Origin of the sequence: Vibrio penaeicida (assembly GCF_030689305.1) — a bacterium.
GTDB classification, from domain to species: domain Bacteria; phylum Pseudomonadota; class Gammaproteobacteria; order Enterobacterales; family Vibrionaceae; genus Vibrio; species Vibrio penaeicida_B.
The window spans coordinates 90509-102772 of record NZ_JAUYVM010000006.1 but is presented as its reverse complement, the minus strand read 5'-3'; the positions used below and the strand labels follow the sequence as shown (position 1 = coordinate 102772).

Sequence of the window (12264 nt, the reverse complement as noted above, 5' to 3'; positions counted from 1 at the left end):
AAGCCCTGATTCTATCAGGGCTTTTTTATATTAGAGATCGCTGGGTGTATAGCTTTTAAATCGAGCAATAAACCAAGTTTCAAATACAAGTAAAGAGATCACGCCATATTGCCAATGGGTTCCCCAAGCTAGCCAGTACAAGACCGCTCCCATAGATAACCAGATAACCACTAGTGATTGGATTTTCTCTGCTTTTGTTAACCCTTGCTTGTTCTTTAACCGTCTTGAAATAGGTCCTAAATACTTATTTTTAAGCAACCAATTTTGAAATTTCTCAGATGTTGCTCCAAAGCAATAAAGCGAGACGAGCAGAAATGGCACGGTGGGAAGCAACGGAATAAATACCCCGATAAAAGCGAGCACAACCGTAAGCCACCCTAGAGCGATGAGGAAAAGGCGCTTTCCGTTTGAGATTGGCGTATCTGTGTGCACTTTTTCCATGTGAATCCAATTTGAGTGTATAAAAGCCTTGTCTATATGGTGGAAGTATAGACCAATTAATATGTTGATTGTCATTCTAATTTCGTTGTTAATGAGAATCAATATCAAAACGGTGTGCTGTTGCTCAATGAGTAGCTAGGGTCTTATTGGTGCGACCAATTAGTTAGCATTTATGTTGATTTTTAAGGAATTAAAATTCCTTTTATGCCATTCGAATTTTTAGGGGGCATGGTAAAATCCTCGTGCTGCAATTGTGCAGTAGATAGGAGTTTATCATGAGCAATGCCGACAATCCTCCCAGTAGTCGAGGAGAAAAATAGCTGCATGATTCTGAAATGACTCTCCATCGATTTCAAACTTCTATTTATCTCCCTTCTGCAAGAGCAAGACTTCCCTTTACAGGTAACTGAATTCCGGAAGTATGTTGGTTGTTCATGAAATTTACTGTCTCTAGGCAATAGATACCGCTAATCGGGAGATTCGCAATGACAATCATAAAAAGTAAATTATATTCTGAAGAAGAAACAAATACGGTATTCACAGTATTTAAGCAGTATGACAATGAACATCAGCTTTACTTACTTTCAATTATGCCACTGGAAGAAGTAACAGCGATTCTCATGCATTACTCAGTAAGGGAAGTTCAGCACTTTATCAAGCAACTTGAAAAGTGTGGTCATGATTTACGTGCACGGCAGTGCGCAATCCGGCTTGGCTTCATTCATTCTGAAGCTGAAACCGCACAAGGGTATATGTCTACCAATGTGTTTGAACACTTTAAACAGCGTGTTGGGTGGATAATTGGATTAGCGCTGTTAGGAATAGTTTCAGGGCTCATTATTGCTCAATATGAGGATACACTAAGCCAATTAGTGTTATTGGCAATTTATATGCCGGTCATCGCTGCAGCTGGAGGAAATACAGGAACTCAAGCTGCAACACTTGTCATTCGTGCACTCGCGACTGGAGAAATAAGAAAGAGGCAGTGGTTACAGGTACTTTGGAAAGAAAGCCGCGTGTCTCTCTTGTTAGCAATGGTGGTCGCGATAGTGATTGTAGCCAGAATTATGCTCTTTAGCGGAAATGTGAATACTTCGAATTTTGAGTTGGATTTGATCGCAATAGCAGTAGCTGTCGCTCTATTTATTCAAGTCACCATATCTACAACATTAGGTGGTGTGTTGCCTATATTAGCGCGAGCTTGTCGACTGGACCCCGCAGTTTTAGTGAGCCCAGTATTGGCGTCTATTGTCGATATATCAGGTATTTGGATCTACTTTACCGTAGTGAATCATTTTCTAGGCTTGAGTTAACCAAGTCGCGATAAAATTGTTTCTCAAAATTAAAAATAGGGGCGATAACCTTTGGGGCGTCGTCCTTTTTTATAGGGTGATAGTCAGTAACGAATTGAACAAACAGCGATGTTGGTTTGTTTTTTTCATCCAAAACATACCCAGCCATATTGTAGCTGCCGTACAGTGACCCACTTTTTGCGGTTATCCGACCGGCTATAGGTTTTTTCCTCATGCTTTTTCGATATTTAAGTGTGCCAGATTGTCCGGAAACAGGAAGTAGCTCAATTAAACCCAGCTCGGCATTATGTTTCCAAACGTATTTAAGCACTTTTTCCATATCAGAGCTTGTTAAGCGGTTATTCCGTGAAAGCCCAGAACCATCTTCCAACTGCGTATGCTCTAAATTGATGCCTGCTCGTGTATAAAGAATTTGTTTAATGGCTTCAGTACCGTTCGAGAAACTACCTGGCTGGTGATAAAAACGAGCCCCCATCGTTTTGGTCAAGTTGTCAGCAATTAAATTGTCTGACTTACTCAGCATTATCTTGAGTAATTCTGGGAGTGCTTGGGATTGATGTGTAGCAACAATGATCCCTTTTTTAGTTTCACTTTTACTTGAGATAGAGCCTGTTACGCTGATGCCATTTTTAGCTAAGATGCGCTTGATAATGGCAGAGACATAAAGAGAGGTATCTTGCACCGCAAACTTTAGCGGTAGTGGCTTATCTCTCTCCTGCATGCACCCTGATAGATGGTACTGATTCCCCTCAGAGGTTATCAGCTCTAACTGGCATCGTTTGGATTTCACAGCCACCTTATTTAAGCTAAGAGCATCGGTTGTGACATTGATGGGCTGATGGCTTGGGACAAATACCGATGTTGCTTGATTGGATTGAGACGAAATTGACGCTTGTACACAGTTATTGTCCAGTGTTATCGCGCTGGCAGGAGCACTATAGCAGACGCCTAAAATGTCCCAAGGCCAGCCTACTGCTCGTTCATACCCTCTAAAAGCATTGCTGTCTAAAATTACGTTGTTAACGGTGGTTATACCTTGTTGCTTAAGCTGCTGGGTAAGAGCCGTTAGATGTTCGGTTTTTAACTCAGGATCCCCACTAAAGCGAATAACAAGGTTTTGTTCAACTATTTCAAAATGTGTTTCGAAGCGAAAATCATCGCCTAATTCTAATTTTGCGGCCAGCGCAGTCAGAATTTTTAGAGTGCTTGCTGGAGGAAAAAACTGTTCGCTGTTTTCCTTCAATGCGTAGTCTCCGAAGCTGTCTGACACCAAAAGAGTGTGCCTAGAACCGTATGGGAGTGAATCCACGGGGGCATATGCTAAAGATTGGAAACTGATGAGAAAAAACAGGAGTATTAGTGTTCGCATAATATGGGGTCAAAGATGCATATCGGTTTTTAGTGTAGCAAATAATCAGCAAAAAAAAACGTCCACCCTAAGGTGGACGCTCTATCATTCATTTCAGCTAAAAGCGAAATTAGAAGTCGTAACGTAGACCAAGAACCGCCTCGTTTTGTGCGCCTAGCTTGCCAACTTTGTCTGAATCTAGCAGGTTAAAGTTGTAAGAAACGTACGAACGGAAGTTGTTGTTGAAGTAGTAAGTCGCATCTACAGCGATGTTGTCTTTTTCCACTTCTGATTCTGAGTTTGCTGCGTTTGATTTGTCGTTCAAACGGTTGTAAGTCGTTGTGAACTTAGCTTGACCCATTGTGTAAGCTGCTGCTAGTTCGTAACCGTCGCCTTTTGAACCGTTGTTCGCGCCATCTTCTTGGTTGTCGATGTTTGTATATAGACCAGCTACGTAGAATGCATCAAATTCGTAAGATGCACCTAGCATGAATTCTTTAACAGACTTGGTCGCAGATTCGTCTTGAGCAGCGTAAGCGGCTGTTAAACGTGCGCCAGTGTCACCGATTGAGTAGATACCAGAAAGAGCGTAACCGCTGTTATTGTCTTTCTCGTTTTTATCTGTAGTTGTGTTAGCCGTAGCTGAACCAATAGTGTAGTTAGCACGAGCTTCGAAATCACCGAAAGTACCAGCGTACGCGATTGAGCGATCTGGACGGTCTGCAGCGTTAACTTTAGGTGCTGCAGTGTTACCGTGGTAAGCCATGATATCTGTGAAGTCAGTAACCGCTTGTAGAGAACCTTTTACAGTACCCATTGTTACTTCACCAAAGTTACCACCAATACCAGCAAACACATAACGGTGCTCAATTGTATCTCGAGTCGAGCTGTTGTGACCGCTTTCGTTGTATGCCTTGAACTCACCTTCGTAGAAGCCTAGACCGTATAGCTCGTCAGTGATCTGAGTTTTACCTAAGAAGTTTAGACGTACGCGAGACTTGTCTTCTACTTTGTTGTCTTTAAGAGAAAGACGAGCTTCAACACGACCACCCATTTCAAGGGAAGCGTTGTCGTTTTTCGCGATTTCAGCAGCAGTAGCGCCAGTGCTAGCAGCCGCAGCTACAGCTAGAGCAATTAGTTTTTTGTTCATTGCTTTCTAAGTCCTAGTTTTAGTCCGTAAATATAAGCAGGTAGGTTATTTTCCTGCCCACTTAGGGATGCGAATAACATCATGCAGATACCTGTGTGATGTCATTCGCATTTATAAGGTGAGGAATTTGTACCCTTAAAGTTCAGGTTTCCGTTAGTAAAATGATATAAAATCAAATAATGAACATTGTTTTTTTAGATCTTTGTTGGTTTATTATCTTTTTAAAACATTGGGTTGTGATTTTTTTTGTTTTTTTTCTTAAATGATTTTTTTATATTTTTTTATATGAATTATGTTTGGTTTGTTGGGAATTTATAATTGTGGTGATTAGGTGAGGCTGGGGAAATCCGCCAATTTAAGGTTTTGTGACTCACAACTTTTGAAATACGTGACCTTGCGAAAAAGTTTGATTACACTATTTGAAAGTGAACCATTTGCCCCGCCTCATACTCGCACCTTGAGTAGGAGAGGGGTTTTGTTGTCTGAAGATTCTGACAAATACATTAAGTCAGATATCTGTTGAGGTATAAGATGGAAAAAGTTCCAATGACTGCTCGTGGCGAGCAGAAACTACGCGAAGAACTGGAAACGTTGATGAAGCGTCGTCCATTGATTTCTGAAGCAATTGCAGAAGCTCGTGAGCTAGGTGATCTAAAAGAAAACGCAGAGTACCATGCGGCTCGTGAAGAGCAGGGCATATGTGAAGCTCAGATTCGTGATATTGAATATAAGCTGTCGGTTGCACAAGTTATTGATGTGACCAAGATGGAAAACACTGGCAAAGTGATTTTTGGTACTACGGTAACCTTGGTGGATATTGATACTGACCAAGAAAGTACATACCAAATTGTCGGCGATGACGAAGCAGAGATTAAAGCTGGAAAAATTTCTGTTAGCTCTCCGATTGCTCGTGGTCTAATTGGAAAAGTAGAAGGTGATGAAGTTACCATTACTACGCCAGGTGGCATCAAAGACTACGACATCGCAAAAGTTGAATACTTATAGAAAGATTGTTATTGGACCTTGCTCTTAAGGGAATAAAACACTTTAGAAAATAAAAAAAGGTCGCCAATGCGACCTTTTTTGATTGAAGCAACGGGTTGGTGCTTCAAGGGCAATCCGTTATTTACGAGGAATCTCGATTTTGCGTTCCTCAGACTGACGGTACAGAACCAGTACTTTACCAATGGTTTGTACTTTTTCAGCTTTAGTTTCACGTACGATCGCGTCAATAATGAGAACTTTTGTTTCTCTGTCTTCAGAGGCAACTTTTACTTTGATTAGCTCATGGTGGTCTAGAGCCAGTTCAATTTCAGCAAGTACGGCTTCGGTCAATCCATTGGCACCCATAAGTACCACAGGTTTTAAACTGTGAGCTAGGCCTTTCAAATACTGCTTTTGTTTGGTGCTTAGGTTCATTGTGCGCCCAATTTTCTTTAATATAAGGGTTGAAAACCGCTATTTTAACGCCATCTATCCCTGAAGACTATAATTTCTACCATACTTATTTGGTGGATAGTCATCCAAGCAATTAGGAATCGAATGAGTAAACAGAAACACTCAGCTAGCTCTGGTCGCTGGTTGAAAGAACATTTCGATGATAAATACGTAAATGAAGCAAAGAAGAAAGGTTATCGTTCACGTGCTATCTTCAAAATTGAAGAAATTCAAGGCAAAGATAAGCTATTAAAACCTGGAATGACCGTTGTCGATCTTGGTGCTGCACCTGGCGGTTGGTCTCAATACGCCGCTAAGCACGTAGGACAAGAAGGACAGGTCATAGCTTGTGACATTTTACCTATGGATTCGATCGCTGGCGTTGCCTTTTTGCAAGGTGATTTCCGTGAAGACGCTGTTCTAGAAGCACTTTTAGAGCGAATTCAACCAGATATGGTTGATGTCGTTATGTCTGATATGGCACCAAATATGGCTGGTAACCTTTCGGTAGATCAACCTAGAGCTATGTATTTGGTAGAACTCGCGTTGGATATGTGTCGACAAGTTCTGGCTCCAAATGGTAGTTTCGTTGTTAAGGTATTTCAGGGCGAAGGCTTTGATCAATACGTTAAAGATGTGCGAGACATGTTTAAGACCGTAAAAATAAGAAAGCCAGACTCTTCAAGAGCTCGCTCAAGAGAAGTCTATATTGTAGCGACTGGTTACAAAGGCTAGCTTACGTTTACAAAGAGCAATTTAACACTATAGCTACAGCGTATAAACTGTAGTACCCTACCTTTAATTACAATTAGTTATCGAGAGGCTGACACCTTGAGTGACATGGCAAAAAATTTAATTTTGTGGCTAGTAATCGCCGTAGTCTTGATGTCGGTTTTCCAGAGCTTCGGCCCTGGGGAAAATAGCGGCAGAACAGTGGATTACACCACATTTGTACAAGAAGTTGGCCAAGGCCAGATTCGAGAAGCTCAATTCAAAGACAGAGAAATCACTTACTACCGTCGTGATAACACTCGCTATGTGACTTACATGCCTGTGTACGACAGTAAGTTGCTTGATGATTTGATTAACAAGAATGTGAAAGTAGTCGGTACTCCGCCAGAAGAGCAGAGCTTACTTGGCACTATCTTTATTTCTTGGTTCCCAATGATCTTATTGATTGGTGTGTGGATTTTCTTCATGCGTCAAATGCAAGGCGGTGGCGGTAAAGGTGCCATGTCTTTCGGTAAGAGCAAAGCTCGTATGATGAGTGAAGAACAAATCAAAACAACGTTTGCTGATGTTGCTGGCTGTGATGAAGCAAAAGAAGATGTTAAAGAGTTGGTTGATTACTTACGTGACCCAAGCCGCTTCCAAAAGCTCGGTGGTAAGATCCCTACCGGTGTTTTGATGGTTGGTCCTCCGGGTACTGGTAAAACTTTGCTTGCTAAAGCCATTGCTGGTGAAGCAAAAGTACCGTTCTTTACGATATCAGGTTCTGATTTCGTCGAAATGTTCGTTGGTGTTGGTGCATCTCGTGTACGTGACATGTTTGAACAAGCGAAGAAAGCCGCGCCTTGTATCATCTTCATTGATGAAATCGATGCTGTTGGTCGCCAACGTGGCGCTGGTGTTGGTGGTGGTCATGACGAACGTGAACAAACATTGAACCAAATGCTGGTTGAAATGGATGGCTTTGAAGGTAACGAAGGTATCATTGTTATCGCAGCAACTAACCGTCCAGACGTACTTGATCCAGCACTTCTTCGTCCTGGTCGTTTTGACCGTCAGGTTGTTGTTGGTCTTCCAGATGTTCGCGGTCGTGAACAAATTCTTAAAGTTCACATGCGTAAAGTACCGCTTGCTGGTGACGTTGAGCCATCTTTGATTGCTCGTGGTACACCTGGTTTCTCTGGTGCAGACTTAGCGAACCTAGTGAATGAAGCTGCCCTATTCGCCGCTCGTGGAAACAAACGCAACGTATCAATGGTTGAGTTTGAACTTGCTAAAGATAAAATCATGATGGGTGCGGAGCGTCGCTCAATGGTTATGTCTGAAGACATTAAAGAATCCACTGCGTATCACGAAGCGGGTCACGCTATTGTTGGTCGTTTGGTTCCTGAGCACGATCCAGTATATAAAGTGTCTATCATTCCACGTGGTCGTGCGTTGGGTGTCACTATGTACTTACCAGAAAGTGATCGTGTGAGTATGTCTCGTCAGCATCTAGAGTCGATGATCTCAAGCTTGTATGGTGGTCGTTTAGCCGAAGAGCTTATCTACGGTTCTGATAAAGTATCAACTGGCGCGTCAAACGATATTGAACGTGCAACAGACATTGCTCGTAAAATGGTTACTCAATGGGGCTTCTCGGACAAACTTGGTCCTTTGCTTTATGCAGAAGATGAAGGCGAGGTGTTCCTTGGTCGTAGCGTGACTCAAACTAAACATGTTTCTGACGATACGGCAAAACTTATCGACGATGAAGTTCGCAGTATTATTGACCGTAACTATGATCGCGCCAAAGTCATTCTTGAAGCGAACATGGACATTATGCATTCAATGAAAGATGCATTAATGAAATATGAAACGATTGACGCAGGGCAGATCGACGACTTGATGGAGCGAAAGGAAGATGTTCGTGAACCAGCAGGTTGGGGCGATCAAACTCGTGCTCAAGAAGAGTCAAACAACGAAAAGAAAGCACAGCCAAATAAAGAAGAAAAAGATGAAGAAGAAAAACCTTCAGCCCCTTCTGATGAAAGTGCCGACAAAAACGTTGAGTAAAAAATAGTTAAATACAAACCCCGAGGAAACTCGGGGTTTTTCTGTTTCTAGAGTAGTCATGTTTATACGATCCAATAATAAAGAACTCGATTTGAGCAGCCCTCATATAATGGGGATATTGAACGTAACCCCCGACTCATTTTCAGATGGTGGTCAGTTCAATCGTATTGATGATGCCTTAAGCCAAGCACGTTCAATGATATCGGCAGGTGCAACTATCATTGATATTGGTGGAGAATCAACGCGACCAGGTGCTCCAGACGTTACGTTAGACGAAGAACTTAAACGTGTTATCCCTGTTATAAAAGCATTAAGAGCAGAGTCTGATGTATGGATATCTATTGATACCAGCAAAGCGGAGGTTATGAGACAAGCTACTTCTGCGGGAGCTGATATTATCAACGATGTGAGAGCACTGCGGGAGCCCGGTGCCTTGCAAGCTGCAGCTCAAGCTAATGTGCCGGTATGTCTCATGCATATGCAGGGGCAACCTAGAACCATGCAAGAAAACCCTACATATCAAGATCTCTTGAAAGATGTTGAGGTATTTCTGGCAGAGCGTGTTTCTGCTTGTGAAAATACAGGGATAGAGCGTGGACAATTGATTTTAGATCCGGGTTTTGGGTTCGGCAAAACGATTGAACACAACTACCACATATTGGCAAATCTAGAGCGGTTCCATCGCTTTGAGTTACCTATCCTTGCTGGGATGTCTCGTAAATCAATGATATTTAAGCTCTTGGATAAAGAACCGAAAGAATGCCTGATCGGCAGTGTTACATGTGCAAGCGTCTCTGCACTGAAAGGTGCCCAGATCATACGTGTTCATGATGTGGTCGAAACGGTTGAAGCGATAAAAATTATCAATACAATCAGTACAAACCAATAAAAATTATTAGGAAATATTATGTCTAAAAGGCGCTATTTTGGTACGGACGGTGTTCGTGGGAAGGTAGGACAATACCCAATTACTCCCGATTTTGTATTAAAGCTTGGCTGGGCTGCTGGTCGCGTACTTGCAAAGCAAGGGACAAAAAAAGTCATTATCGGCAAAGATACGCGTATTTCTGGGTATATGTTGGAATCTGCGCTTGAAGCTGGTCTTGCAGCAGCAGGGCTCAAAGCGACATTCACAGGTCCAATGCCGACTCCTGCTGTTGCTTACTTGACACAAACATTCCGCGCTGAAGCTGGTATTGTAATTTCCGCATCTCACAATCCTTACTATGACAATGGCATCAAGTTCTTCTCATCTGAGGGGACAAAGTTGCCAGATGATATTGAATTAGCGATTGAAGCTGAGCTAGACAAAGACATTGAATGTGTTGAGTCAGCGCTGCTCGGTAAAGCATCACGACTCGATGATGCCGCAGGTCGATACATTGAATTTTGTAAGAGCACATTCCCTAATGAATTGAGTTTAGCTGGACAGAAGATCGTTGTGGATTGCGCAAATGGTGCCACTTACCACATTGCTCCTAGCGTTTTTAAGGAGCTCGGCGCAGAAGTTATTGCTATGGGTATCGAGCCTAACGGCACGAATATCAATGATGAAGTAGGTGCAACAGATGTTCGAGCGTTGCAAAAGCGAGTGATCGAGGAGCAAGCAAATCTTGGATTGGCCTTTGATGGCGATGGTGATCGTATCATCATGGTTGATGAGCTTGGAAACAAGATTGACGGTGATCAGATTGCTTACATCATTGCGCGAGATGCACTCCGTCGTGGCGAACTAAAAGGTGGCGTAGTCGGTACATTGATGACGAACCTTGGTATGGAAAATGGGCTCAAACAACTGGGTATTCCATTTGTACGAGCAGCCGTTGGTGACCGCTATGTAATGGAACAACTGCTGGCGAAAGGCTGGAAAATCGGTGCAGAAAACTCTGGACATGTGATTTTGTTGGACAAAGTAACGACAGGAGATGCAATCGTCGCTGCATTGCAAGTGTTGGCATCAGTTGTTGATAGCGAAATGACTCTGAATGAACTTTCTCAAGGTATGACGCTATATCCTCAAGTGTTAGAGAATGTTCGATTCAGTGGAGATTCAAACCCTCTTGAAGCTCAAACTGTAAAAGATGCAGTGGTTAAGGTCGAGTCTAAATTGGGTGAAAAAGGTCGAGTGCTTTTGAGAAAGTCCGGTACAGAACCTCTTCTTCGTGTCATGGTTGAGGGTGAAGATGCGGAACTTGTTCAGAAATCGGCACTTGAGATAGCAGAAGCGGTAAAAGCGAGCTGTTGATCTCAACAATATAAAAGCCAAAGTTTTACTTTGGCTTGATGACTCTAAATTAGGTTTGTGTATTTGGTTAAGCTTCTTTTTTTAGCGCTTTGCTAATATTTTGACCACTTAAGCCCTAAGCTTTACAATTTAGTGAATTTTTACTTGTCAGCGTAAAAGGCATTCGATAGTATTGCTCCGCCTTCGAAAGGGAGGTGCGCTAGCTTTGTCTCTGTGCTTATTCAGTACGACGGCGCTGGCTCAACAATTTGGAACATAGGTGGAAGAATGTTTACAGTTCTACTTGTGATTTACCTGTTGGCAGCGGTTGGTGTTATTGGCCTAGTGTTGATTCAACAAGGTAAAGGCGCAGACATGGGAGCTTCGTTCGGAGCTGGCGGTTCAAACACAGTGTTTGGCGCGAGTGGCTCAGGAAATTTCCTAACCCGAACAACTGCAGTTTTTGCGGTAGTATTTTTTATCGTTAGTTTAGTTCTTGGTCGTATGTCTACAAACAGCGGCGAAACAGAAAGTATTCTAGCGAACCCAAGCCAGGCTGCATCATCTATTGAGCAACCGGCTGATGTAACGAGTGAAATTCCTGCCGGAAGCGGCGACGAAATTCCTCAGTAAAGAATTTATGCCGAGATGGTGAAATTGGTAGACACGCTAGCATGAGGTGCTAGTGCCTTTGGTGTGAGGGTTCGAGTCCCTCTCTCGGCACCATAAGTTCTGCAAACTTGTAAATTACTGCCTTGGGCGTATAATGCTCAGCAGTCGGACGCGGGGTGGAGCAGCTTGGTAGCTCGTCGGGCTCATAACCCGAAGGTCGTCGGTTCAAATCCGGCCCCCGCAACCAATTTCTAGCAAGTGATGTTGCTAAAGTTGGAAGCAAGTTTGAGCGGTTTTACCTAACCGCAAACTGAACAAAATAATGTTCAGTTATATCAGGGTCCAGCAACAAAAACCCCGACTAATCGGGGTTTTTTGTTATTTGTATTTTGTACTGTGCAAAATATGAGTAATGCTCGGCTATTTGATAGGGCTATTAGCCCTTTTTTTGTTTCTAGAGTGGTTATCTAAGGGTGATTTCATGACGGGTTTGGAAAGACAACTAACAGAAATGCTGGACGCGCCAGTGGCAGCATCTGGTTATGAGTTAGTTGGATTGGAGTTCATCCGTGCTGGTGAGCATTCAACATTGCGCATTTATATTGATCACGAGAACGGCATCAATGTAGATGACTGTGCAGAGGTAAGTCATCAGGTTAGCGCAGTGCTCGATGTTGAAGATCCTATTTCTGTCGCTTATAACCTTGAAGTATCTTCACCTGGTTTAGAAAGACCACTTTTTAAAGCAGAACACTATCAGCAATTTATAGGTCACGAGGTCAGCCTTGTCTTGAAAATGGCTATGGGCAACCGTCGTAAGTGGAAAGGTGTGATCGAAAGCGTTGAAGGCGAAACGATCACAATCACAGTGGACAATGCGAAAGAAGAGTTTGCACTAAGCAACATTTCCAAAGCTAACCTGATCCCTAAGTTTTAAGTCTTAAGAGGCTAGAGA

Annotated in this window: 12 protein-coding genes and 2 tRNA genes; 10 read left to right on the top strand and 4 right to left on the bottom strand. The window is 42.7% G+C overall.

Annotated features, from left to right (window positions below; all coding sequences use genetic code 11):
* Window positions 1-30: 30 nt before the first annotated feature.
* Entirely contained in the window at window positions 31-441 is a 411-nt protein-coding gene (locus Q8W40_RS11630) for a YbaN family protein (RefSeq protein WP_305397295.1), read from the bottom strand.
* Window positions 442-926: 485 nt separating this feature from the next.
* Between Q8W40_RS11630 and Q8W40_RS11625 the strand changes: the two genes are divergently transcribed.
* Window positions 927-1754, top strand: coding sequence for a magnesium transporter (locus Q8W40_RS11625; RefSeq protein ID WP_305397294.1), 828 nt, complete (start codon window positions 927-929; stop codon window positions 1752-1754).
* Here the strand turns inward: Q8W40_RS11625 and dacB are convergent.
* On the bottom strand, window positions 1720-3123 hold the full coding sequence (dacB, locus tag Q8W40_RS11620) for a serine-type D-Ala-D-Ala carboxypeptidase (protein WP_305397293.1): 1404 nt from the start codon (window positions 3121-3123) through the stop codon (window positions 1720-1722). The genes Q8W40_RS11625 and dacB overlap by 35 nt on opposite strands.
* Window positions 3124-3232: 109 nt before the next feature.
* Window positions 3233-4252, bottom strand: coding sequence for a porin (locus Q8W40_RS11615; RefSeq protein ID WP_305397292.1), 1020 nt, complete (start codon window positions 4250-4252; stop codon window positions 3233-3235).
* A gap of 531 nt (window positions 4253-4783) precedes the next feature.
* Here Q8W40_RS11615 and greA point away from each other — a divergent pair.
* Window positions 4784-5257, top strand: coding sequence for a transcription elongation factor GreA (gene greA / locus Q8W40_RS11610; RefSeq protein WP_101113250.1), 474 nt, complete (start codon window positions 4784-4786; stop codon window positions 5255-5257).
* 117 nt (window positions 5258-5374) lie between these two features.
* Here greA and yhbY read toward each other — a convergent pair whose 3' ends face one another.
* On the bottom strand, window positions 5375-5671 hold the full coding sequence (gene yhbY, locus Q8W40_RS11605) for a ribosome assembly RNA-binding protein YhbY (RefSeq protein WP_101113426.1): 297 nt from the start codon (window positions 5669-5671) through the stop codon (window positions 5375-5377).
* A gap of 123 nt (window positions 5672-5794) precedes the next feature.
* Between yhbY and rlmE the strand changes: the two genes are divergently transcribed.
* The 8 genes from rlmE to rimP all read left to right on the top strand — a co-directional run bounded on the left by rlmE (window position 5795) and on the right by rimP (window position 12246).
* Window positions 5795-6424 (top strand): 23S rRNA (uridine(2552)-2'-O)-methyltransferase RlmE, encoded by a 630-nt coding sequence (gene rlmE / locus Q8W40_RS11600; protein WP_104401415.1) that lies wholly within the window; start codon window positions 5795-5797, stop codon window positions 6422-6424.
* A gap of 105 nt (window positions 6425-6529) precedes the next feature.
* Window positions 6530-8473, top strand: coding sequence for an ATP-dependent zinc metalloprotease FtsH (gene ftsH / locus Q8W40_RS11595; RefSeq protein WP_126607609.1), 1944 nt, complete (start codon window positions 6530-6532; stop codon window positions 8471-8473).
* A 58-nt stretch (window positions 8474-8531) separates the two neighbouring features.
* On the top strand, window positions 8532-9362 hold the full coding sequence (gene folP, locus Q8W40_RS11590; protein ID WP_305397291.1) for a dihydropteroate synthase: 831 nt from the start codon (window positions 8532-8534) through the stop codon (window positions 9360-9362).
* Between the two features lie 15 nt (window positions 9363-9377).
* Window positions 9378-10718 carry a phosphoglucosamine mutase gene (gene glmM / locus Q8W40_RS11585; RefSeq protein WP_305397475.1) on the top strand — a complete coding sequence of 447 codons (1341 nt, stop codon included), beginning with the start codon at window positions 9378-9380 and terminating at the stop codon, window positions 10716-10718.
* Window positions 10719-10985: 267 nt separating this feature from the next.
* Entirely contained in the window at window positions 10986-11330 is a 345-nt protein-coding gene (gene secG / locus Q8W40_RS11580; RefSeq protein ID WP_101113245.1) for a preprotein translocase subunit SecG, read from the top strand.
* A 9-nt stretch (window positions 11331-11339) separates the two neighbouring features.
* Window positions 11340-11423 (top strand) — tRNA-Leu (locus Q8W40_RS11575).
* A 56-nt stretch (window positions 11424-11479) separates the two neighbouring features.
* Window positions 11480-11556 (top strand) — tRNA-Met (locus Q8W40_RS11570).
* A gap of 234 nt (window positions 11557-11790) precedes the next feature.
* Complete coding sequence (gene rimP / locus Q8W40_RS11565; protein WP_305397290.1) at window positions 11791-12246, top strand: ribosome maturation factor RimP; 456 nt, start codon at window positions 11791-11793, stop codon at window positions 12244-12246.
* The last annotated feature ends 18 nt before the right edge of the window (window positions 12247-12264 follow it).

What these genes read in the sequence shown, in the direction of transcription:
- Q8W40_RS11630 (WP_305397295.1), bottom strand. Translation starts at nt 441, where the DNA reads ATGGAAAAAGTGCACACAGATACGCCAATCTCAAACGGAAAGCGCCTT.
- Q8W40_RS11625 (WP_305397294.1), top strand. Translation starts at nt 927, where the DNA reads ATGACAATCATAAAAAGTAAATTATATTCTGAAGAAGAAACAAATACG.
- dacB (WP_305397293.1), bottom strand. Translation starts at nt 3,123, where the DNA reads ATGCGAACACTAATACTCCTGTTTTTTCTCATCAGTTTCCAATCTTTA.
- Q8W40_RS11615 (WP_305397292.1), bottom strand. Translation starts at nt 4,252, where the DNA reads ATGAACAAAAAACTAATTGCTCTAGCTGTAGCTGCGGCTGCTAGCACT.
- greA (WP_101113250.1), top strand. Translation starts at nt 4,784, where the DNA reads ATGGAAAAAGTTCCAATGACTGCTCGTGGCGAGCAGAAACTACGCGAA.
- yhbY (WP_101113426.1), bottom strand. Translation starts at nt 5,671, where the DNA reads ATGAACCTAAGCACCAAACAAAAGCAGTATTTGAAAGGCCTAGCTCAC.
- rlmE (WP_104401415.1), top strand. Translation starts at nt 5,795, where the DNA reads ATGAGTAAACAGAAACACTCAGCTAGCTCTGGTCGCTGGTTGAAAGAA.
- ftsH (WP_126607609.1), top strand. Translation starts at nt 6,530, where the DNA reads ATGGCAAAAAATTTAATTTTGTGGCTAGTAATCGCCGTAGTCTTGATG.
- folP (WP_305397291.1), top strand. Translation starts at nt 8,532, where the DNA reads ATGTTTATACGATCCAATAATAAAGAACTCGATTTGAGCAGCCCTCAT.
- secG (WP_101113245.1), top strand. Translation starts at nt 10,986, where the DNA reads ATGTTTACAGTTCTACTTGTGATTTACCTGTTGGCAGCGGTTGGTGTT.
- rimP (WP_305397290.1), top strand. Translation starts at nt 11,791, where the DNA reads ATGACGGGTTTGGAAAGACAACTAACAGAAATGCTGGACGCGCCAGTG.